Annotated in this window: 24 protein-coding genes; 5 read left to right on the top strand and 19 right to left on the bottom strand. The window is 34.8% G+C overall.

All coding sequences use genetic code 11. From position 1 onward, the window contains the following. The 8 genes from rplB to rpsL all read right to left on the bottom strand — a co-directional run bounded on the left by rplB (position 1) and on the right by rpsL (position 5,953). Entirely contained in the window at positions 1-825 is an 825-nt protein-coding gene (rplB, locus tag OZP12_RS05230) for a 50S ribosomal protein L2 (protein WP_194639899.1), read from the bottom strand. Positions 826-834: 9 nt separating this feature from the next. Then, positions 835-1,125 (bottom strand): 50S ribosomal protein L23, encoded by a 291-nt coding sequence (rplW, locus tag OZP12_RS05225; RefSeq protein ID WP_281227999.1) that lies wholly within the window; start codon positions 1,123-1,125, stop codon positions 835-837. A gap of 6 nt (positions 1,126-1,131) precedes the next feature. After that, positions 1,132-1,761 carry a 50S ribosomal protein L4 gene (gene rplD, locus OZP12_RS05220; protein ID WP_281227998.1) on the bottom strand — a complete coding sequence of 210 codons (630 nt, stop codon included), beginning with the start codon at positions 1,759-1,761 and terminating at the stop codon, positions 1,132-1,134. Then, positions 1,761-2,378 carry a 50S ribosomal protein L3 gene (gene rplC / locus OZP12_RS05215; protein ID WP_281227997.1) on the bottom strand — a complete coding sequence of 206 codons (618 nt, stop codon included), beginning with the start codon at positions 2,376-2,378 and terminating at the stop codon, positions 1,761-1,763. Before rplC ends, rplD begins: the two co-directional genes overlap by 1 nt. Before the next feature lie 156 nt (positions 2,379-2,534). Further along, complete coding sequence (gene rpsJ, locus OZP12_RS05210; protein WP_007803605.1) at positions 2,535-2,840, bottom strand: 30S ribosomal protein S10; 306 nt, start codon at positions 2,838-2,840, stop codon at positions 2,535-2,537. An 11-nt stretch (positions 2,841-2,851) separates the two neighbouring features. Beyond that, positions 2,852-5,008 carry an elongation factor G gene (gene fusA / locus OZP12_RS05205; RefSeq protein WP_281227995.1) on the bottom strand — a complete coding sequence of 719 codons (2,157 nt, stop codon included), beginning with the start codon at positions 5,006-5,008 and terminating at the stop codon, positions 2,852-2,854. Positions 5,009-5,018: 10 nt separating this feature from the next. Further along, a complete protein-coding gene (gene rpsG / locus OZP12_RS05200) occupies positions 5,019-5,495 on the bottom strand; it encodes a 30S ribosomal protein S7 (RefSeq protein ID WP_012022493.1) in 477 nt (158 codons plus the stop codon). Positions 5,496-5,569: 74 nt separating this feature from the next. Beyond that, the gene (gene rpsL, locus OZP12_RS05195) at positions 5,570-5,953 is read right to left on the bottom strand and encodes a 30S ribosomal protein S12 (protein WP_007136570.1); all 384 of its coding nucleotides are present in this window, start codon (positions 5,951-5,953) and stop codon (positions 5,570-5,572) included. 268 nt (positions 5,954-6,221) lie between these two features. Between rpsL and OZP12_RS05190 the strand changes: the two genes are divergently transcribed. From OZP12_RS05190 to rlmB, 4 genes are all read left to right on the top strand, one after another. Then, positions 6,222-7,916 carry a BamA/TamA family outer membrane protein gene (locus OZP12_RS05190; protein ID WP_281227994.1) on the top strand — a complete coding sequence of 565 codons (1,695 nt, stop codon included), beginning with the start codon at positions 6,222-6,224 and terminating at the stop codon, positions 7,914-7,916. An 84-nt stretch (positions 7,917-8,000) separates the two neighbouring features. After that, positions 8,001-11,264, top strand: a complete 3,264-nt coding sequence (locus tag OZP12_RS05185) for a SusC/RagA family TonB-linked outer membrane protein (RefSeq protein WP_281227993.1) — start codon at positions 8,001-8,003, stop codon at positions 11,262-11,264. A gap of 3 nt (positions 11,265-11,267) precedes the next feature. Continuing rightward, complete coding sequence (locus tag OZP12_RS05180) at positions 11,268-12,746, top strand: SusD/RagB family nutrient-binding outer membrane lipoprotein (protein ID WP_281227992.1); 1,479 nt, start codon at positions 11,268-11,270, stop codon at positions 12,744-12,746. A gap of 82 nt (positions 12,747-12,828) precedes the next feature. Further along, positions 12,829-13,563 carry a 23S rRNA (guanosine(2251)-2'-O)-methyltransferase RlmB gene (gene rlmB, locus OZP12_RS05175; RefSeq protein WP_281227991.1) on the top strand — a complete coding sequence of 245 codons (735 nt, stop codon included), beginning with the start codon at positions 12,829-12,831 and terminating at the stop codon, positions 13,561-13,563. 53 nt (positions 13,564-13,616) lie between these two features. Here the strand turns inward: rlmB and OZP12_RS05170 are convergent, their stop codons facing one another. Then, positions 13,617-14,417, bottom strand: coding sequence for a rhomboid family intramembrane serine protease (locus OZP12_RS05170; protein ID WP_281227990.1), 801 nt, complete (start codon positions 14,415-14,417; stop codon positions 13,617-13,619). A 306-nt stretch (positions 14,418-14,723) separates the two neighbouring features. Here OZP12_RS05170 and OZP12_RS05165 point away from each other — a divergent pair, with 306 nt between their 5' ends. Beyond that, positions 14,724-16,001, top strand: coding sequence for a replication-associated recombination protein A (locus OZP12_RS05165; protein WP_281227989.1), 1,278 nt, complete (start codon positions 14,724-14,726; stop codon positions 15,999-16,001). 16 nt (positions 16,002-16,017) lie between these two features. Here the strand turns inward: OZP12_RS05165 and OZP12_RS05160 are convergent, their stop codons facing one another. The 10 genes from OZP12_RS05160 to OZP12_RS05115 form a co-directional block, all read right to left on the bottom strand. Continuing rightward, positions 16,018-16,773 (bottom strand): hypothetical protein, encoded by a 756-nt coding sequence (locus OZP12_RS05160; protein ID WP_281227988.1) that lies wholly within the window; start codon positions 16,771-16,773, stop codon positions 16,018-16,020. 3 nt (positions 16,774-16,776) lie between these two features. Further along, entirely contained in the window at positions 16,777-17,466 is a 690-nt protein-coding gene (locus tag OZP12_RS05155; RefSeq protein WP_281227987.1) for a YjjG family noncanonical pyrimidine nucleotidase, read from the bottom strand. Positions 17,467-17,474: 8 nt separating this feature from the next. After that, a complete protein-coding gene (locus tag OZP12_RS05150) occupies positions 17,475-17,933 on the bottom strand; it encodes an RES family NAD+ phosphorylase (protein ID WP_281227986.1) in 459 nt (152 codons plus the stop codon). Next, entirely contained in the window at positions 17,933-18,436 is a 504-nt protein-coding gene (locus OZP12_RS05145; protein WP_281227985.1) for an Xre family toxin-antitoxin system antitoxin, read from the bottom strand. Before OZP12_RS05145 ends, OZP12_RS05150 begins: the two co-directional genes overlap by 1 nt. Positions 18,437-18,598: 162 nt before the next feature. After that, positions 18,599-19,291, bottom strand: a complete 693-nt coding sequence (gene radC, locus OZP12_RS05140; RefSeq protein ID WP_281227984.1) for a RadC family protein — start codon at positions 19,289-19,291, stop codon at positions 18,599-18,601. A 123-nt stretch (positions 19,292-19,414) separates the two neighbouring features. Further along, positions 19,415-20,770, bottom strand: coding sequence for a UDP-N-acetylmuramate--L-alanine ligase (locus tag OZP12_RS05135; protein ID WP_281227983.1), 1,356 nt, complete (start codon positions 20,768-20,770; stop codon positions 19,415-19,417). A 40-nt stretch (positions 20,771-20,810) separates the two neighbouring features. Continuing rightward, positions 20,811-21,542, bottom strand: coding sequence for a tetratricopeptide repeat protein (locus OZP12_RS05130; protein ID WP_281227982.1), 732 nt, complete (start codon positions 21,540-21,542; stop codon positions 20,811-20,813). Between the two features lie 133 nt (positions 21,543-21,675). After that, on the bottom strand, positions 21,676-22,116 hold the full coding sequence (locus tag OZP12_RS05125) for a carboxymuconolactone decarboxylase family protein (protein ID WP_281227981.1): 441 nt from the start codon (positions 22,114-22,116) through the stop codon (positions 21,676-21,678). 65 nt (positions 22,117-22,181) lie between these two features. Then, on the bottom strand, positions 22,182-22,757 hold the full coding sequence (locus tag OZP12_RS05120) for a Crp/Fnr family transcriptional regulator (protein ID WP_281227980.1): 576 nt from the start codon (positions 22,755-22,757) through the stop codon (positions 22,182-22,184). Between the two features lie 49 nt (positions 22,758-22,806). Then, a complete protein-coding gene (locus tag OZP12_RS05115) occupies positions 22,807-23,385 on the bottom strand; it encodes a YdeI/OmpD-associated family protein (RefSeq protein ID WP_281227979.1) in 579 nt (192 codons plus the stop codon). Between the last annotated feature and the right edge of the window lie 119 nt (positions 23,386-23,504).

The following is a 23,504-nucleotide window of genomic DNA, read 5'->3' as shown; positions in this document are numbered from 1 at the left end:
TTATTTCTTTCTACGTTCTACGATATACTTATTACTCGGGTTTTTCGGAGAACGAGTTCTATAACCTTTAGCTGGTACTCCATTTCTTGAACGTGGATGACCTCCAGAAGAACGTCCTTCACCACCTCCCATTGGGTGATCAACTGGGTTCATCGCTACTGGTCTTGTTCTTGGTCTTCTTCCTAACCATCTTGTTCTACCTGCTTTACCAGATACAACTAATTGGTGGTCTGAATTAGAAACCGCACCAATTGTAGCCGAACAAGTCAACAAGATCAATCTTGTTTCTCCTGATGGCATTTTAATTGTTGCATATTTCCCATCTCTTGCCATTAATTGAGCAAATGTTCCAGCAGAACGAGCAATTACAGCTCCTTGTCCTGGTCTCAATTCGATACAAGAAATAACAGTTCCCAAAGGAATTCTGCTTAATGGCAAAGTATTACCAATTTCAGGTTGAGATTCTGGTCCAGAAACAACTTTCTGACCAACTTTCAATCCGTTTTGTGCAATAATATATGTTTTCTCTCCATCAGCATAAGCTAATAAAGCGATAAACGCAGTACGGTTTGGATCATATTCGATTGATTTCACTGTAGCAGGAATTCCTTCTTTAGTACGTTTGAAATCAATAATACGATATCTTTGTTTGTGACCACCACCCGTATAACGCATGGTCATCTTTCCTTGACTATTTCTACCTCCAGAGTTTTTTATCGGCGCTATCAAAGAGCGTTCCGGCTTATCAGTTGTAATGGCGTCATAACCATTCACAACTCTAAATCGCTGACCTGCGGTAATAGGTTTTAATTTTCTTACTGACATTTTTCTATCTTAGATATTGTTGTAAAAATCAATTGTTTCTCCTTCTTGTACTTGAACAATTGCTTTTTTAATTGCATTTGTCTTTCCACTGATTAAACCACTTTTAGTGTATTTTGTAGTTCTGTCTGGTCTTACATTCATTGTGTTAACACTAACAACATTTACTCCATAAGCAGCCTCAACAGCTTTCTTAATTTCAATTTTGTTAGCTTTTCTGTCAACAACGAATCCGAAGCGGTTCAAAACTTCACTTTCTTTGGTTACTTTTTCCGTTACTATAGGTTTAATTATGATGCTCATATCCTATTATTTACTTAAATTTTCTTCAATTACTTCCAAAGAACTCTCCAAAAGCACTAAATTATTAGCATTTAAAATATCGTAAGTACTTAATTCTAAGCTACTTACAACATTTGAAGCCTTTAAATTTCGTGACGACAAATATACATTTTTATTCGTACCACCCAACACAAACAGTGATTTTTTATTTTCTAACTCTAAAGCTTTCAAAACATTAATGAAATTTTTAGTGTTTGGTGTCTCAAAATTAAAATCTTCAAGAACGATTATATTCGACTCTTTTGCTTTAATTGAAAATGCAGATTTTCTAGCAAGACGTTTCAAGTTTTTATTCAATTTAAATGAATAACTTCTTGGTCTAGGCCCAAAAACAGTACCTCCACCTTTAAACAAAGGGTTTTTAGCACTTCCCGCACGAGCTGTACCTGTACCTTTTTGTTTTTTAATCTTACGTGTACTTCCAGCAACTTCAGCTCTTTCTTTAGCTTTATGAGTACCTTGTCTTTGATTAGCCAAATACTGCTTTACATCAAGATATACAGCGTGATTATTTGGTTCAATTGCGAAAACTGAATCAGAAAGTTGAACTTTTCTTCCAGTATCTTTTCCGTTGAAATCTAATACTTTTACTTCCATTACTTCTGAATGATTACATAAGAGTTTTTGTGTCCAGGAATCGCTCCTTTAACTACAAGTAGGTTCTTATCAGCAACCACTTTTAAAACTCTAAGGTTTTGAACTTTTACATTATCTCCTCCCATTCTTCCAGCCATACGCATTCCTTTGAATACTCTAGATGGATAAGAAGAGGCTCCTACAGAACCTGGCGCTCTTAAACGGTTATGTTGACCGTGAGTTGCTTGTCCTACACCACCAAATCCGTGACGTTTAACAACCCCTTGAAAACCTTTACCTTTAGATACACCTTGTACATCTACAAATTCTCCTTCAGCAAAAATAGTAACATCAATAAGATCTCCTAATTTTTGTTCAGTTGCAAAATCATGGAATTCAACGACTTTTTTCTTAGCAACAGTTCCAGCTTTCTTAAAGTGACCTACAGCCGCTTTTGTGGAATGTTTCTCGTTTTTGTCATCGAAACCAAGTTGCAACGCTTCATACCCGTCAACACCTTTGGTTCTGACTTGGGTAACAACACATGGACCAGCTTCGATTACTGTACAAGGAATGTTTTTCCCGTTTTCATCAAAAATACTAGTCATGCCGATTTTTCTACCAATTAACCCAGACATAAATATTAATTATTAATTATTAAATATAAATATAGAACGCAGCTTTTAAGCAAAATTCTATTTTTTTTCGAGGTGCAAATGTATAACTTATTTACACACAAACCAAAAAAATATTTTTAACCTAAAAACAGCGTTCCTTTATTACTCTAAAAGTACTTAAACTTTGATTTCAACTTCAACTCCACTTGGTAATTCAAGTTTCATCAAAGCGTCAATAGTTTTAGAAGAAGATGAATAAATATCAATTAATCTCTTATATGACATTACTTCAAACTGCTCTCTAGCTTTTTTATTTACGTGCGGAGAACGCAATACTGTAAAAAGTTTTTTGTGAGTTGGCAATGGAATTGGTCCAGTAACAACAGCACCAGTAGTCTTTACTGTTTTTACAATCTTTTCGGCAGACTTATCTACCAACATGTGATCGTACGATTTTAATTTTATTCTGATTTTTTGACTCATTTTCTTAAAGATTAAGCGTTTCCTTTTGCTTTTTTGATAACTGCTTCTGAAATATTAGATGGCGTTTCAGCGTAGTGTGAAAACTCCATTGTAGATGTTGCACGACCTGAAGACAAAGTTCTTAAAGTTGTTACATACCCAAACATTTCAGATAATGGCACATCTGCCTTAATAGTTTTAGCACCGTTTCTATCACCCATGTCATTTACTTGACCTCTACGACGGTTAATATCTCCAACGATATCTCCCATGTTTTCTTCCGGTGTAATAACTTCCATTTTCATGATAGGCTCAAGAATAATAGCTCCAGCCGCTTTAGCAACTTCTCTATACCCCATTCTTGCAGCCAATTCAAATGAAAGAGCATCAGAATCCACTGGGTGGAAAGATCCGTCTAATAAAGTAACTTTCAAACTATCTACTTGGTAACCAGCCAAAGGTCCAGTTTTCATAGCTTCTCTGAAACCTTTTTCAACAGCAGGAATATATTCTTTTGGAACGTTTCCTCCTTTTACTTCATTCACAAACTGCAATCCTACTGGAACTTTACCATCAACTTCATCAGCAGGTTCAACTCTAAATACGATATCACCGAATTTACCACGACCTCCAGATTGTTTTTTATAAGTCTCTCTATGTTGAGCAGTTTTTGTAAATGCTTCTTTGTATTCAACTTGAGGCTCACCTTGGTTCACTTCAACTTTGAATTCACGCTTCATACGATCTACCAAGATATCCAAGTGAAGCTCACCCATACCTGAGATAATTGTTTGCCCAGAAGCCTCATCAGTTCTAACTGTAAATGTTGGATCTTCTTCGGCCAATTTAGCCAAAGCCATACCCATTTTATCAACGTCAGCCTTAGTTTTAGGTTCAATAGCGATACCAATTACCGGCGCAGGGAATTTCATTGACTCAAGAATAATTGGGTGTTTTTCATCACACAATGTGTCTCCAGTTTTGATATCTTTAAATCCAACAGCAGCTCCAATATCTCCAGCCTCAATATATTCGATTGGATTTTGTTTGTTAGCGTGCATTTGGTAGATACGAGAAATTCTTTCTTTGTTACCAGAACGAGTATTCAATACATAAGAACCAGCATCTAATCTTCCTGAATACGCACGGAAGAAAGCCAAACGACCAACGAATGGGTCAGTAGCAATCTTAAATGCCAAAGCAGCGAAAGGCTCTTTTACATCTGGTTTACGCAAAATTTGAGTTTGATCTTCCTCTAACAATTCAGCATCATCTGGATGAATACCAGCAATACCTTCTTTATCTAATGGAGACGGCAAGTATTTACATACTGCATCTAACATGAATTGAACCCCTTTATTTTTGAAAGAAGAACCCGCAATCATAGGAATGATAGCCATATCCATAGTAGCAGCTCTTAACGCATTGTTAATCTCTTCTTCCGTAATAGAATCTGGATCTTCCATGTATTTATCAAGCAAGTTCTCATCATAATCAGCAACCGCTTCGATAAGAATATCTCTATACTCTTTCACTTCACCAACCATATCCGCAGGAATATCGATGATATCAAAAGTAGCTCCTTGTGTAGCATCATGCCAAACAATAGCTTGATTTTTAACCAAATCAACAACACCTTTAAAATCATTCTCTTCACCAATTGGCAAAGTGATTGCAACAGCGTTTGATTTCAACATATCTCTAACTTGCTGACAAACTGCCAAAAAGTTAGAACCTTGTCTATCCATTTTATTAACAAATCCCATACGTGGCACACGGTACTGATCAGCTAATCTCCAGTTAGTTTCTGATTGAGGCTCAACACCATCAACAGCACTAAATAAAAACACCAATCCATCCAATACACGTAAAGAACGGTTTACCTCCACTGTAAAGTCAACGTGACCAGGAGTATCGATAATGTTAAAGTGATAAGGTTTTGATTCAGGTAAGATTTTACCTTGCTCAGTTGGAAAATTCCATTCACAAGTTGTAGCAGCCGAAGTAATAGTAATACCTCTTTCTTGCTCTTGCGCCATCCAGTCCATTGTTGCAGCACCATCATGCACCTCTCCAATTTTGTGTGATTTTCCGGTATAGAATAAAATACGCTCAGTCGTTGTTGTTTTACCAGCATCAATGTGAGCAGCAATTCCTATATTTCTTGTATATTTAAGATCTCTAGCCATTTCTTAAGAATTAAAATCTAAAGTGAGAGAAAGCTTTGTTAGCTTCTGCCATTTTGTGAGTATCCATTCTTTTCTTAACAGCCGCTCCTTCTTCTTTAGCAGCAGCTAAACATTCTGAAGCTAATCTTTGAGCCATTGATTTTTCGTTTCTTCTTCTTGCATAAAGAATCAACCATTTCATAGCCATAGATATTTTTCTGTCTGGTCTAATTTGCATTGGAATTTGAAATGTAGCTCCACCTACTCTACGACTACGCACTTCTACGTGAGGCATAACATTAGTCAAAGCATCTTTCCAAATTTCTAATGAAGTTTTTTCGTCATTTTGTTTTTTAGTTTCAATGATATCAATTGCATCATAAAAAACTTTAAAAGCTGTTGATTTCTTACCATCCCACATCAAGTTGTTCACAAAACGCGTTACCAATTGGTCATTAAACCTTGGATCTGGTAAAAGTGGTCTTTTCTTTGCCGCTCTTTTTCTCATGTCTTTTTTTTAATAAAATTTCACACCTATAACGTCACGATATAATCGCAACATCATAAGAATAACGTTTTAAATTACTTTTTTGCTTCTTTTGGTCGTTTTGCTCCGTACTTAGATCTTCTTTGCGTTCTTCCAGCTACACCTGATGTATCAAGCGCACCACGAACGATGTGGTATCTTACTCCTGGCAAATCTTTTACCCTTCCACCCCTAACTAATACTATCGAGTGCTCTTGCAAATTGTGTCCTTCTCCAGGGATGTAAGCATTTACTTCATTACCATTTGTCAAACGCACACGCGCAACTTTACGCATCGCTGAGTTTGGTTTTTTTGGTGTAGTAGTGTAAACACGCGTACAAACCCCTCTTCTTTGAGGACAAGAATCTAAAGCAACCGATTTACTCTTCTTAGTTATCTGAGTTCTTCCTGTTCTTACTAATTGTTGAATTGTTGGCATAATTAATACTAAAAATTTCTTATTATATTAAAATCCCGCTTTTTACGGGGTTGCAAATGTATAAATTAATTTTCACTCTACAAACCATAATGGATTAATTTTTACCTGAAGTAAATATTTGTTTATTAACAAAATAGCTTCAAAACAAAATAAACAACTTTTAAACCCAAATTCCTTAAAAAAACAACTCCAACTTCATCAAACCAAAACTATGATTATTCCAACAAACGACTGATATTTGTACCAACCATCCATAAAGAAATCAAAATTGAAATCTAAGATCCTAATTGTTTCATTTCTAATATTCCACCTGACTTCCTGGAGTCAAACATTTCAGTTAAAAATAAATGGAAAAAATGATACCGAAACAAAAACCATAGATTCCATCGGATACATTACAAAGCACAACACATTAAAACAATTAGTTGACGAAATTATTTTTACAAACAAAAAACTCTCTGAATCAGGGTATATCGAAAGCAAACTATTAGAAAACACAAAAAAAAATGACAGCTCCTACATCGCAACAATTTCACTTGAAAGCAGAATAAAAAATATACATATATATATAGGTATAAAAAAAGACAAATACCCCTCCTTTTTATTCAACACAAATCACGATTCAATAATTTTACCATATTCTCAAATAAAACCCTTTTTAAAACAAACTACAGAAAATTTAGAGCATAATGGTTTTGCATTCGCAAAAGTCAAATTCGCAAATATTCAAAAAAAAGGCCATGAAATTTATGCCGATTTAGATATCAAAACCGAAAACAAAAGAATACTGAATGCAATTGAAATAAAATATCAAGATCACCAAAAAAAAATATTCCCGAAGGGCTCAGAAAAACAAATAAACAAGAAATACAAAAACACAGTATTCAATCAAAAAACAATCGAACAATTATATCAGGATTTTGAAAAATTTGATTTTATCCACCAAATCAAATATCCTGAAATCTTATTCACAAAAGACACCACTAAGGTTTTTATTTATTTAGAAAAAAGAAAAGCAAATCTCTTTGATGGCTATTTAGGCTTCAATAACAATGAAAGCAAAAAAATAACATTAAATGGATATCTAAACTTAAACTTAGTCAACGCTATTCGAAACGGAGAAACAATATCAATCTACTGGAAAAACGACGGAAATAATCAAAAAATTTTCAATGCTAATTTAACTATTCCTTATTTATTCGAAAGTCCAATCGGAATTAAGGGTGAAATCAATATCTTCAAACAAGACAGTATTTTTCAAAACACAAAAACAGCACTACAACTAGGTTATTCTCTAGATTACAATAAAAGAATCTATTTTGGATACGAATCAACTGAATCGAGTGACATACAAAATTCAAACAACCAAAATTTAAGTGATTTTAAAAATGCATTTTTCAACTCAACAATAGAATACAAAAAAAACAACTCAAGAAACAATTTATTTCCATTAAAAACAAAATTAAGTGCGACCCTCGGCAACGGACACAGGAGCTCAACAGCAGATTCTTCCATAAAACAAAATTTTGCAAATTTTAACATTATGAATGATTTTTACATTAATGAGAAAAATATTATAAATGTTAAAAATCAAAATTATTACTTAAAAAGCAATACTTATTTAACAAATGAGCTATTTCGTTTTGGAGGAATCAATTCCGTAAGAGGATTTTCCGAAAATAGTTTACAAGCCAACCTTATGACTGCCCTTATGACAGAATATCGCTATTTGGTTACACCTAATTTATATTTTAATTCAATATTGGATTACTGCTATTACCAAGACCTCACAAGAATTATCGCAGAAAATAAAAGCGAAAAACTTCTCGGAATCGGATTAGGACTAGGAGCACAAACCACAAACGGTTTGCTGATTTTTTCCATCACAAATGGCAAGACGAAAAACACAAAAATAAATTTTTATAACACAAACATAACGATAAGTTATAATGTTAAATTTTAGCTTTAACAAAAAAAAGAGTTTGAGTTATTAGGATAGTTAACAAATTATTATGATTTTTGCCTCACTAATTCAAAATATTTAAAAATGAAACTAAAGTTCAATGGATTCCTGGTACTCCTTGTAGTACTAGTGGCGCAACTAACTTTTGCGCAAGAAAGATCTGTTTCAGGGATTGTTTCTGACAATGCAGGCATGCCTTTACCGGGTGTAAGTGTATTGGTTAAAGGAACAAAAAATGGAACACAATCAGATTTTGATGGTAAATATACTATCAAAGCAGCACCAAGTGACGTATTGGTATTTAGTTATGTTGGGATGAAATCTTCAGAGAAATCTGCAAGCTCAACTACAGTTAATGTTAAATTAGCAAGTGATGCTACACAGCTAGAAAGTGTAGTTGTTACTTCATTAGGTATTAAAAGAGATAAAAAATCTCTTGGTTATGCCACACAGGAAGTTAAAGGTGAAGATTTAAAAAGCGGAACACCAAGTGGAAACTTTTTAAATGAACTTTCCGGTAAAGTAGCTGGGGTAAACATTACAAGAAACAGTAACTTCGGAGGTTCTACAAGTGCTGTATCCCGTGGTATTAAAGCATTAGGACAAAGCAACGAGATGCTTATCGTTATCGATGGTATGCCAATCAACAACTCTAATACTGCAACCGATGGAACCACAAACCAACGTAGAGGTGGTTTTGGGTTTGACTATGGAAACACTGGTATGGATGTTAATCCTGAAGATATCGAAAGTATCAACGTATTGAAAGGTGCAGCAGCATCAGCATTATATGGATATTTAGCTGGTAACGGGGTTTTAATGATTACTACCAAAAAAGGAAAATCTAAAAAAGGAATGGGAATCACCGTTTCTTCTGAATTTGCAATAGGTACTCCAGATAAAGATACTTTTGTAAAATATCAAAAAGAATATGGAGCTGGTTATGGAGGGTCCTTCTTTCAACAAGATATTAACGGAGACGGTACAAAGGATAATGTAGTTTATATGGGAGATGATGCTTCTGCGGGAGATAAATTCAACCCTTCACAGAATGTTTATCAATGGGATGCTTTTTCAGCATACCCTGGGAATGCAAATTACGGAAAAGCTACTCCATGGGTAGGAGCTAAAAATGATCCATTTTCATTCTTCCAAAACTCAATGTCTTTAGTAAACAGTATCTCGTTTGAAGATGCTAACGACAAAAGCAATGTGGTGATTAACTACAGTAACTCAAAACTTACCGGTCTTTTACCAAACAGTGAATTGAATAAAAACAATGCAAGTTTAAAACTTAATCACCAATTCACCGATAAATTATCTATCAGCACATTTGCTAATTATTCAGCTCAAAAAACTCTTGGTAGAAACATGACTGGTTATAGTGATAACATGGTTACTGGTTTCCGTCAATGGTGGCAAACAAACGTTGATATCAAGCAACTTGAAGAAGCATACAATGCTTCAGGAGGGCAAAACATTACTTGGAACAGAACCTCTCCAGAAGACGGAACTCCTGCTTACTGGAACAACCCTTATTTTGAACGTTACCAAAACTATCAAAATGACAGCAGAAATCGTTTCGTAGGTTATGCTAATTTAACATACAAAATTAACGATTGGTTGTCTGCCACTGGAAAAATATCTACTGATACTTATGACGAAATTCGTGAGGAAAGAGTAGCCGTTGGTTCTGTAGCAAAAACATTCGGTATCAATTTACTTGACGAGACTTCAGGATACCAACGTTACAATGGTAACTTCTCTGAACAAAACTATGACTTCCTTTTGAACTTCAAAAAGAATTTCGGTGAAGACTTTAATTTAAGCGGAGTTGCTGGGGGTACAATTAAAAGAAACTCTTTCAATTCTATTTTTGCTTCAACTCAAGGAGGTCTTATTATTCCAGGTATCTACAGTTTATCAAACTCTAAATCAACTAGCCCATTCCCATACGAAAGAGATACCAAATCTGGGGTAAACAGTATCTATGCTTCAGCATCTTTAGGATACGTTGATACTTTCTTCTTAGATGTAACAGCACGTAGAGATGCTTTCTCAAGTTTACCAAAAGACAACAACTCTATCCCAAGTTATTCTGCATCAGCAAGCTGGGTTTTTTCTAAAAACCTACAAGATCTTAAATGGTTATCTTTTGGTAAATTAAGAGGTGGTTATTCTGAAAGCCCACTTGGTACACCTGGATTAGCCTTAGTTGACACTTATACTAAATTTGATCCATTTGATGGAAATCAAATGTATTCAGTAAACACTACAAAAAACAATCCAAACTTAGAGCCTATTAAAACTAAAACATATGAAGTTGGTCTTGAAGCTCAATTCTTGGATAGAAGAATTGGATTTGACGTATCAGTATACAAAAACATCAATGACGGTGAAGCGGTAAGTGTTCCTTACTCAACTTCAACAGGAAACGGATTCCGTTATATAAACGCGGCTACAGTTGAAAATAAAGGTATCGAGGTTCAATTTAATGCTACTCCAGTAAAAACACAAGATTTTGCTTGGGACATTAATGTAAACTGGTCTAAAAACGATAACATGGTTACTGCTTTAGCTCCTGGTATCGATAACTTACAAATTAGTTCATTCCCTGGTGGTGTTACATTAAATGCAGTAGTAGGTCAACCTTTTGGAGTATTAAAAGGAACTGATTATACTTATGCTGCAAATGGTCAAAGAATTGTTAACCAATCTACCGGTAGATATGTAATTAACACTTCTACAAACAACATCATCGGTAACGTAAATCCTGATTGGATTGGTGGTATCCGTAACAAGTTTACATATAAAAGCTTATCTTTAAGCTTTTTAGTTGATATGAAACATGGTGGTGATGTTTTCTCAACTGACCAATGGTATGGTGTAGGAACTGGTTTAGGTGTTCAAACAGCTGGTAATAACGACTTAGGAAACCCAATAAGAAATACTGTAGCTAATGGTGGTGGTGTTATTTTTGAAGGGGTAACTGATGCTACCGGAAATACTCCAAATACAATCAGAACTGCCTATTTTAGACCTGAAGCTGGAGCTATTACAAATTCATACTCTGGAGGAGCAAGAAAAGAATATGTTTATGATGCTGGCTTTATCAAATTGAGAGAGGTAAACATCACTTATACGTTACCAACTTCAATTGTATCAAAAATGAAATTGACTCAAATGCAGGTAGCATTAGTTGGATCTAACTTATGGATAATTGACAAATCTCTTCCAGACGCTGATCCAGAAAGTGGATTAGGATCTAACGCTGGATCATTAGGGCTATCTATCGGATCTTTACCAACTGCTAGAACAATTGGTTGTAATCTAACTATTAAATTTTAAGCTATGAAAAATAGACTTCTCATATTAATTCCTATCATTTCTATGTTTATATCATGCAGCGATGATATTACGGATTTGAATAAGAACACAAAGGACGCAACTGTCGTTCCTGCTGAATTTTTATTCACCAATGCTGAAAAAGCAATGATGGATCAAGTAACAAGTACATCTGTCAACTTTAATATATTCAGATTATTCTCGCAACAATGGACTGAGGTGCAATATCCACAAGAAAGTCAATACGATCTTACTGGACGTAAAATTCCTGATGCTCATTGGAATGTATATTACCGTGATGTATTGAGAGATTTTAAAGAATCTAAAAATCTATTATTGGACAAAAAAGCTCATTTTGTTGGATCTCCCGCAGAAGCAAAAGCATTAGACAATAAATTAGCTATAATCGATATATTATCATCTTATACATATGGGTTATTAGTAGATACTTTTGGCGATATTCCTTACACAGAATCTTTAGATATCATAAAATATCCGCAGCCAAAATATGATGATGCTAAGACTATCTATATGGATCTTATTGCAAAATTAACAGCTGCTTCCCATGCTTTGGACAAAAACAATGGGAGCTTTGATAGTGCAGATTTAGTTTATCACGGAAACACCGCAAAATGGGCTAAATTTGCTAACAGTTTACGTCTTAGAATGGCTATTAATATGGCTGACGTTGATGCATCTTATGCTTCTGCACAGGCTCTTGCAGCTATAGCTGACGGTATAATTGCTTCATCTGCAGATAGTGCTTATCTTGTTTACACTCCACTTCAACCAAACACAAACCCATTGTATGTTGATTTAGTAGCTAGTGGTCGTAACGATTTCTTACCAGCAGACACATTTGTAAATAAAATGAATGATCTTTCTGACCCAAGAAGAGCTGAATACTTTACTGAATATCCAGAAGGATCAGGAACCTATAAAGGAGGAGTATATGGTGTACTTAACACTTATGCTAATTTCTCTCATCTTACTCCAACAATTAAAGAACCTGAATACCCAGGTGTTTTATTCACCTATTCTGAAGTTGAATTCTTATTAGCAGAAGCTTCAGCAAGAGGTATGGCTGTTGCAGGAACACCTGCTTCACACTATACAGCTGCAATTACTGCTTCTATGACAGATTGGGGTGTAGCTCCTGCTGATATCGCTACTTACTTAGCAAGACCTGACGTCGCCTATGCAACAGCTACAGGAACTTGGCAACAAAAAATTGGTACTCAATCTTGGATTGCTTTATATAACAGAGGTTTTGAAGCTTGGACATCTTACAGAAGATTAGATTTCCCTGTATTGAACGTACCTCCTGTTACTTACGAAGATGCTGATGGCCCAATTAAAGTTGTTCCTAGACGTTACTCATACCCAGGTGCTGAGGAAACTCTAAATTCAACTAATTTGAAAGCTGCTGTTAGCAAAATTGGAAGCAACGGTACTTCTAAACGTATTTTCTGGGATAAATTCTAATTTACTCATATAAATAATACATCTAAACCACCAGCCAAGCTGGTGGTTTTTTTTATACAAACCTTTTACTTACCTTTGCCGCATGGAAAAAGAACATCAAATTTTTGGGATTAGGGCTATAATTGAAGCTATCCAGGCAGGCGCAACGGTAGATAAAGTTTATATTCAGAAGGAAGCCAGCGGCGAATTAATGAAAGATTTAATGAAAGTGATGAAACGCGGTAACATCAATTTTTCATATGTTCCTGTTGAAAAACTAAATAGACTTACTCCTAATAATCACCAAGGTGCTGTAGCTACCATCTCTCCTATTTCATTTTTTGATTTGGAAACTTTGATAGAAACTGTTATTGACAATGGTAAAAAACCTTTGTTTTTAATTTTAGATCAAGTTTCGGATGCACGTAATTTTGGTGCCATAATCAGAACTGCGGAATGTACCGGTGTAAACGGAATCATTATTCAAAAAGCAGGTTCTGCCCCAGTGAACGGGGACACTGTAAAAACATCAGCTGGTGCGGTATTTAATATTCCTATTTGTAAAGTTGAACATATTAAAGACGCTATTTTTCTTTTGCAAGCGAGTGGAATAAAAACAGTTGCTGCAACCGAAAAAACGGATCAAACTATTTATAGCATTTCATTGAACGAACCTGTTGCCATCATCATGGGATCGGAAGATAGAGGAGTAAATCCATCTGTTCTTAAAATTGTTGATGAAAAAGCAAAATTACCTATGTTCGGCTCGATTGGCTCATTGAACGTTTCTGTAGCCTGTGGTGCATTTTTATACGAAGCTGTAAGACAGAGAGAGTAAGATAGCAGATTTCTGATTTTTTTGAATTCAGAATTTAGATTAAAAAAAATGAATCAAAGCTCCGGTTTTGATTCATTTTTTTCGTTTATATCCTCTTCTTTATTTTCAATATAATGATAAATTACATCTGAGTTTGATTGAAAAAAAGGTACAATTTCATCTCCATTCTCCTCAGTTATTTCGGGCTTAGGTGGATTGACAAAATTACCGTTTTCGTCAAAACGTTGCATAAATTTATCTTGTGACGGATCGTAATCAGGGCGTTCCCAATCATATTTTGTCACTTTCTTGAATTCTGGTTTTTTATAAAAAAAAGTAAGCACAAAACCCGCAATTAACCCTGACAAATGACCTTCCCAAGAAATGGTTTCATCAATTTTTGGAAAAACATACCAAACCATACCACCATAAAGAACCACAACAGTGAGCGACAATGCTACTAATCGATAGTAATGTGTTTGAAGTCCTTTAAAAAATATAAACGAAACCAACACATAGATTAAACCGCTGGCTCCAATATGATAATTTTCTCTTCCGATGAGCCACGTTAAGCCTCCGGAAAGCAGAATTCCATACGCTAATATTCCTTTTGCTTCTTTTCTATAGAAAAAAAATAAAGCAGCCAAAAGCACTAATAATGGTATTGAATTATTATAAAGATGATCAATATTAGAATGAATGAACGGACTAAACACTATGCCTTGCAGACCAGAAAAAGTTCTCGGTAAAATCCCGTGCTCATCAAAATCAAATCCAAAGCGAATTTCCAACCAATATACAAACCAAAGGAATAACACAAAAAAAAGCGGTACCCCTATAACTGCATTGGTAAATTTAAAATCATTTTCTTCCATTATTTTTAGACCACTTTAGATTGTCAGACTTCTTAGATTATTAGATTTCTTAAATTTTTAGCCTCAGCAAATTTTGACTTTAAACAATTGACACTTAAAACCTATACTATCTCTTCAAAAATGTATCCAAAAGCAATTTAGTGCTATTTTGTCATATAAAATAATTCTCTTATGAAACGGAATTCCCTAGCCCTGATGGAAACGACATCCTTTTGTGCCGGGGTTCGGCACAAAAGATATAGTGGACAGCGGGAATAGCTCCTGAAAATATACTTGTAAAAACTCAAAATTGCTTAATTTTACCGCATGGAAGCACCACTGGCAGAACGCATACGCCCGCAAAAACTTGAAGATTATATCAGTCAGTCCCATTTGGTTGGACCAAATGGTTCGTTGACACAACAAATATCGAAAGGAATTATACCTTCCTTAATTTTTTGGGGACCTCCGGGAACTGGAAAAACGACTTTGGCGCAAATTATTGCCCAAGAATCCAAACGCCCTTTTTATATCCTGAGTGCGATTAATTCTGGGGTAAAGGATATTCGGGATGTTATTGAGAAAGCCAAACAAAGTGGAGGACTATTTACCGCTAAAAACCCCATTTTATTCATTGATGAGATTCATCGCTTCAGTAAATCGCAACAAGATTCATTATTGGCTGCTGTTGAAAAAGGGTGGATTACGCTTATCGGTGCAACAACCGAAAATCCAAGTTTTGAAGTCATACCCGCTTTATTGTCTCGTTGTCAGGTATATATTTTGAATGCGTTTACAAAAGCTGATTTGGAGCATTTGTTGCAAAGAGCCATAAAAACAGATAAATATTTAGCTACAAAAAAAATAGAACTCACTGAAACAGAGGCGCTGTTACGTCTTTCAGGTGGCGATGGACGCAAACTATTAAATATTTTTGAACTGGTCGTAAATGCCTCCGCTGAAAGCGAAATTTTCATTACCAATGATCGCGTTTTTGAATTGGTGCAGCAAAATACAGTTTTGTATGACAAAAGTGGTGAACAACATTATGACATTGTTTCGGCTTTTATAAAATCAATTAGAGGCAGTGATCCAAATGGAGCGGTTTATTGGCTCGCTCGAATGATTGAAGGCGGTGAAGACGTAAAATTCATTGCCAGAAGAATGTTGATTTTGTCAAGTGAAGATATTGGAAATGCCAATCCAACTGCTTTCATTATGGCAAATAATACTTTTCAGGCTGTATCAACAATTGGTTATCCTGAAAGTCGCATTATTTTGAGCCAATGCGCCATTTATCTTGCGACTTCGCCTAAAAGCAATTCTTCCTATATGGCAATTGGAACTGCTCAACAATTAGTCAAACAAACCGGAGATTTACCGGTTCCTCTTCATTTGCGCAACGCTCCTACCAAATTAATGAAAGAACTTGGATATGGAGAAGATTATAAATATTCGCATGATTATACCAATAATTTTGCAGAACAGGAATTTTTGCCCGACGCTATAAAAGAAACGGTTCTTTACAATCCAGGGAGCAATTCTAGAGAGAACAGCAACCGTGAATTTTTAAAGAACCGTTGGAAAGATAAATATGGATATTAAAACCTACTTTATATATTTAGAATTTCACTGTAACCTTTTCAGAAACTAATTTGTCATTTTGATAATACTCGAAAAACCATTGATTATCTTTTGCATTTAGTGTACCCTGAATTCCATCTTTTATAGCAATAAACGAATCGGGGCGTGATGTCTTTAATAATTTCATCACTACTTTTGGTGTTTTATCAATCAACTGATAACCGTTTTCTGTCGGCTGGGCGTACAATAAATTTGGATCCGCAAGATCAACCGCAGGTGTTACAACCGCAGCGGCTGTGCTCACTGCAACTACAGCTACAGGTGCTATCGCAGGAGAAGTCACTGCTGTATTTTGATTTGCAGCTGCCACTTTGCCATTGTATTTATAATGTAATGCATAAACAGATGTAAATGCCATATTTAAAGCTTCACTATAAGCAACATCAAATTCTTTCTCTTTACTTTTACCAACTTCTGATTTATAAACCTCTTTACCATAACAATCTTTGAATACAACATATAGTTTGGTTGTCAAAAATGCATTGTCTCTCACAACATCAACGGTTAAAAAACTACATCTGTTGATATCAGTTGGAATATTTTCATTAACATAATAAGCTGTAAAACCTGCTTTTTGCAAATTGAATTTGGTCAAAGTATTTAACCTATACTGATTATCACTTTTTTGAAATTCATACTTTAAAGGAATCATTACTGCTGCGTAATCATTCACCGATTGGGAAAAACCATAGCTTGAAATAAGCAATAAAAGGAATAGAGATTTTAACTTCATGATTTATAAATATTTTTTTAGTTCTAATAAATATGTTACTTGTTTAATATCCTGACCAACTTTGACTTTTTTGTCATTAAAAAAAATAGCATCCAATCCAGCATTTAGAGCCCCTTGAACATCTGCATCGAGACAATCTCCAATCATTAGACTGTTTTCTTTTTTGGTCTTCGCCAAATTAAGTGCATGCTCAAAAATCGTTGGATTGGGTTTCTTAACACCTGCCATCTCAGAATTGGTAATCGTTTTGAAAAATCCAGCAATATTCGAATTTTTTATTTTCTTGTATTGTACTTCAGCAAAGCCGTTGGTAATAATGTGCAATTTATACTTTTTTTCGAGATATTCCAGCACTTCAACTGCTCCATCAAATAAATGATTGTTTTCGGGAAGGAGTTCAATATAATCATGAGCAATACCCTCTATTTGTGCATCAGAAACAAAATATTCCAATGCATCAAAGGTATATTTGAGACGGTTATAACGTAATTCAGCATGCGTAATTTTATCATGTTGGTATAATTTCCAGCAAGCCTGATTGATAGGAGCATACTTTTCAATGAAATCTTCAATTTCAATTGTAGGATGATCTTTCTTCAAGATGGCCCCAAAAGCCAAGCCCGAATTGAGATCAAAATCCCATAATGTATGGTCCAAGTCGAAAAATATATCTGTTATTTTATTAGAAAACATGAATTGCATTATTTAAAAATTCTTTTGTCGAAAGGAAAATCTACCTGCTCCGTAATTTTAATTTTATAAAAATCAGCATGATGCGGATTTATCAAAAAATTAAAATCGCCTTTCACTACAGCTGAAGGCACTTTCAAAACACAGGCTTCGTTTCGCCGTATAAAATCGTCTCCCAAAAGAGGAGTCTCAAAGGTACAAGGAAAAGTATTCCAATCGATATTTACTTTGCTTAGATTTAACACTTCAATAAAAATATCATCGGGAATATCAATTGTCAGCATTACAAAATCACCGGGCAATGTCGCCAAAGATAAATGAACCAAAACTTCGGCCATTGCCAAGGCCCTGCTTTGTGCACAATAAATAACCTCTGTTCCTTTTGAGTTCCAGCGAGCTCCAGAAATGGCTGCTCCTTTTCCTGACAATTCAACAGGATACTTTTTGCGTGCTAATCGAAAGACTTCCATTAAATAAAAATCCCTTGGTCTATTTTATTCAATTCATTGACCACCATTTCTTTTCCATAAGAATCCTTAAGCAATTCGATAGGCTGCAAATTTCCAAGTGCAAATGAAGGTGTTTTTAACCAAAGATAAAATTGTGCCTCCGAATCAAAAACACTGTTTCCTAAAGAAGTTACTTCGGCCAATTCCAATATTTTTTCGGATTGTAAGGGCTTGAAAATAAAATCCTCCTTGATTTTATTTCTCTGAAGTGATTTTGTTGAAATCCCCAAAAAAGAAGCCCAATCCTCCTCATTAAAAGGTGTAATTTCTTTTATCAAATTAAAAAGTTCATACGGAATTCCTTCACGAATAGCATGAACAATCAACATTCTATTTTTCAAAAACTCTTCATAAGTAATATTCTTATTCAAGAGTTTGTAACCACGCTCCTGCTCTACTCTTTTGACCAAAACCCGAACAGCTCTGTCAATGGCTCCGGTTGATTTTAACTTTATCGCTTCCATAAAAAAGACATTTGGCTGTAAATTTAAGACAAATGTCTTTATTTAGCAAATTATATCATTTGTTATTTCAAAATAGCCCAATAAAAATTGGACTAAATGAAATATACAACGGCATTATACCAAAACAATTAGACAAATTTTGATACTACAATTGTACCAAAATTAAAATATTCCTTCGTCAGCAAAACTATAGTATCCAGTTTCTGTAATAATTAAATGATCCAGAACCGGAATATCCAATTGCTGTCCGGCAGTTTTGAGTTTTTTGGTAATTTGAATATCGGCATCACTGGCCTGCAATTTTCCGGAGGGATGATTATGCGCAAGAATTATAGCGGTAGCATTTTGCTCAAAAGCAATTTTAAAAACAATACGAACATCAACCATAGTGCCTGTCATTCCGCCTTTGCTCAACTGGGTTTTGAAAAGCACTTTATTCGAATTATTTAAAAACAGAACCCAAAATTCTTCATGCGGCAACTCTCCAATTATGGGCTGCATCAGTTCGAAAACTGCTTTACTGGACGTTATTTTTGCCAATTCAACCACATCCTCACTCTTTCTTCGCCTTCCCAATTCCATTGCGGCAATTATCGATATTGCTTTGGCTTCGCCAATTCCCTTAAAATTCATTAACTGGGCAATAGTTAGCTTCCCCAAAGCATTCAAATTATGATTGACACTGGCCAAAATCCGTTTACTCAAATCCACTGCCGATTCATTTCGGTTTCCCGAACCTATGAGTATCGCAATTAATTCGGCATCGCTTAAAACATTTCTGCCCTTAAGCATTAGTTTCTCCCGAGGCTTGTCATCTTCTGCCCAATGTGTGATTGGAAAATTATTTGGCTCCATTAAAATATGATTAGATTTTGCTAATTTACAAGAAAAATCGTTCAATATCATATTGGACAAATAAAAATAAAAAAAGCCAATCTACAACTGTCAATTGGCTTTCAATATATTGCAAAATTAAATTTACTCAATCAAACCTTTTACCTCATCAAAATTTAATCCTCCGTAATTTCCGGAGCTCATTAATAATAAAGCAGAATTATCAAGATTTAAATTAAAAAGATATTCTTTGAACTCAGCTGGGTTCGTGTAAATAATCAAATCTTCTCTATTGAACGCTTTGGCAATCTGCTCGTAGGTTACTTCCTCAAGCTGTTTGATTTTAACAGCATCAGGCGAATAAAAAACAACAGCAACATCGGCATATTCAAGAGCTCCTTCATATTCTTTCAAAAACTCGGCGTTCAAACTGCTGTAGGTGTGCAATTCCAAACAAGCCACAACTGTGCGATTTGGATATTGCTCTTTTACGGCTTTGGTAGTCGCGGCCACTTTACTTGGTGAATGGGCAAAATCTTTATAAGCTACTTTAGTTTTACTTTCTGCAATTTTTTCCAAACGTTTTGATGCCCCTTTGAAACTGGCAATCGCTTCATAAAAATCGGCTTCATCCACTCCCATGTTTTGACAAATCCATTTGGCTCCGGCCAAATTATTTAGGTTGTGTGCGCCAAAAACCTCAATTGGCATTGGGCCTTCGGGAGTTTCCAAAAGTGTTACTCCGTCTTTTACTTCATATTTTGGAGTTGTGTAAGGAATTTTTCGGATTGGGTTTGTCGCTTTTTCCGCAACTCGTTTTACTTCAGAATCATCTTCATTGTAAACCAAGATTCCGCCGTTTGTGATTTTGTCAATAAAAATTTCAAACTGCTCCACATAAAAATCATAGGTAGGAAACACATTGATATGATCCCATGCAATTCCCGAAATCAGGGCGATATTGGGTTGATACAAATGAAATTTAGGTCTTCGGTCAATTGGTGAAGACAAATATTCATCCCCTTCCAAGACCATAAAATCATTTTCTTCGGTAAGATGAACCATTGTATCGAAACCTTCCAATTGCGCACCAACCATATAATCGACTTCAATATTATGATAATGCATCACGTGTAAAATCATCGAAGTGATGGTCGTTTTTCCGTGAGAACCACCAATAACTACACGCGTTTTGTTTTTTGACTGTTCGTATAAAAATTCAGGATATGAATAAATTTTAAGTTCTAATTCTTGTGCTTTCAACAGTTCTGGATTATCAGCTTTGGCGTGCATCCCAAGGATTATGGCATCAATATCTGAAGTGATTTTCTCAGGAAACCAACCTAGCTCAGCAGGCATAATTCCTTTTTTTTCTAATCTTGATTTTGAAGGTTCAAAAATTGCATCGTCACTTCCCGTAACCTGATATCCTTTGTTGTGTAATGCCAATGCTAAGTTGTGCATTGCGCTTCCGCCTATGGCAATGAAATGTGTTTTCATTTAGTGTTCTTTATATTTTTTTATCTAATAATCGATTTTTCTATTTCTTCTTATTTTTAAAATCTTCCCAAACCTTATTAGCCTTATCCGGCTGATTCATTTTGTTTTTATACAAATCGGCTAATTTTTGATAACATATCTTAGAACCTCCTATCAAAATGGCTCTTTTGTATTGTTTTTCGGCATTTGGGTATCTTTTGAAATACTCCTCGATATGACCAAGGGACAAATAGCCATCAACTGGTGATATTTCACGTAATTCTTCTGAATATTTAACAGCTTTGGATTCACTTCCCCCCACAATTCCGGGTAATTCAAGGTACAATTCGATTAACGCCCATCTGGCTTCGATATGTTTTGGGTTTAAGGAAATGGCTTTTTCAAATGAAGAACGCACTTCACCGATTATTCCCAATGCCTTCAATTTGCTGATCTCCGAAGCTTTCATTGCTAAAACGGCTCCGTATTTGTAGAAATAATTGGCCTCAGTGGGCTTCAATGTTTTTAGCCTTTTGTAATAGGAAATAGCCTTGTCCCAAACCTTATTGTAAGCAGAAATATCTCCTAAATATTCAAGGGCTTTAAGGTTTGATGGATTGTTTTTGAGATAATTTTCAAGTACAAGCTGCGCTTGGTTGTATTTCCCGTCTACAAACAACTTTTCCCCTTTTTCAAAAGATTGGGAAAGCAATAAAAGTGGAAATAGTAAAAAAAAGCTTAGCAATAATTTCATCTTCCAAAAATAAAGAATTTCTAAAAGAATAGAAGTCATTTAACCTAAAAATAGGAAATAGTCCAAATCATTATTCTTTTAAAAAAAATTACACATCACAGTATAACAAATAAAAAAACGCAAAAGCTAGTAGCTTTCGCGTTTTTCAAACATCAAAATTATAAACAACTTTTTATGATGCAGGTTCGAGCTGTGTGCTTATAGCAATTCTGTTCCAAGCGTTTATGGTTACTGCAGCCATTATAATTTGTGCAATGGTGTTTTTATCAAAAAACTGCTCCGCTTTTTTATAGGTTTCAGAAGACAACCCGTGATTATGAATCAAAGTAACTTCTTCAGTAATTGCCAGGATTACTTTTTCTTCTTCTGTGAACAAATTGGTCTCGCGCCAAGCATTCAGCAGAAAAATACGTTGCGTGGTTTCACCATATTTTAGAGCATCTTTGGTATGCATATCGATACAAAACGCACAACCATTAATTTGGGAAGCTCTAATTTTTATTAATTCTTTTTGTGTTTTTGTCAATTGAGTTGATGCCAAATAACCTTCCAAAGCATACATGGCTTTATACGCCTGAGGTTCTATTTCATTGATGTTTATTCTATTTTCCATTTTTACTTATTTTAAATTAACAAGACAAAATTCGGGAATAGATAATCAAAAAAACTTAAACCAGTTTAAGAACGCTTTTTATTTCTGATTTCGCTTAAATATTCCGGTGTAAAACCTAAAAAAGAAGCAATTAAATATTGTGGTATCCGCTGAACAAATTCAGGATATCCCTTGCACAAATGCTCATAGAATTCCTCTTTGGAAAAATCATAAAGGTATTTCAATCGAATTTGCGTGGCGGCATAAGCCCTTTGATAAATAAATCTAAAATACCGTTCCATTTTAGGGAATTCAATCAGCAACTTTTCTTGGGCATCGCGGTCAATAACTAAAATTTCTGATTTTTCGACTGCCTGAATATAAAACTCTGTTGAAAGTCCCCACTCGTAGGCAAGATTATCAGTAATCCACCAATTTTCTATCGCAAATTCGGTGGTTTGCTCGATGCCTTTATCATTGATAAAAAATTTCCGCAAGCAACCGTTCAAAACAAAATAATGTGATTTACAGACCTGCCCTCCAATAAGTAAATTTTCTTTTTTCTTTACACTTTTAATTTGAAAAAAAGATAAAATATAGAAAAACTCCTTTTCATCTATTTCTATGAATTTTTCTAAATGATTTTTAAATAGCTGAGACATCTTTTCTTGAAGAATTAAATTTGATTTTATTATTTTCTAACCAAATTTACTAATCATTCAATCCTTTTCCATCAAGAATTTGGGGAATACATTTTTCTACCCTTGATTCTCGTGTCTTAGATTGCTTTGGAGAAGAAAAATGTAACATATATGCTCTTTGTCGTCCAGGAGTCAAGGCTTCAAACGCTTTTTTCAATTCTGGCAATTCATTCAATCTATTTTTAAATTCATCAGCAAGAATGAATTCTTTGGTTTTTTTGAATTTTACTTCCAATCCTGCCTTTTCTACTTCAATAGCTTCATAGATATAATTTTTCAAAATCGCTTGTTTCTCCAATATTTCATCAACATTGGTAAACCGAACCTGACGCGCCGCCTGCACATTCTTTGATTGCTGAATCAAAATACCATCAGAATCATTTAACAATGCGCCTTTGAAAAACAAAAAAGCACAATATTCTTTAAACTCATGAATTAAAACAATATTCTTCCCCTGAAGTGTATAGCAAGGAGTTCCCCATTTCAATTCTTCGGTTAATTGACAATCTAAGGCAATCTTTCTTAATTGCTTCAATTCCGATTGCCATTTTTGTGATTTATCAAAATAAAAATCAACTTTAGGATTCATATTATTCATTTTTAGATTACTAAAAAAGCTTTTGTCAGATAGAAAATTTCAACTTTCTGCTTAGGAAATAAAAACTAGGAATCTCAAAGATATTGAAAAATAATCATTTGGTTTTACCC

The sequence above is a fragment of the Flavobacterium aquiphilum genome, assembly GCF_027111335.1.
GTDB lineage: Bacteria > Bacteroidota > Bacteroidia > Flavobacteriales > Flavobacteriaceae > Flavobacterium > Flavobacterium aquiphilum.
This window is presented reverse-complemented; position numbering and strand designations above follow the sequence as displayed.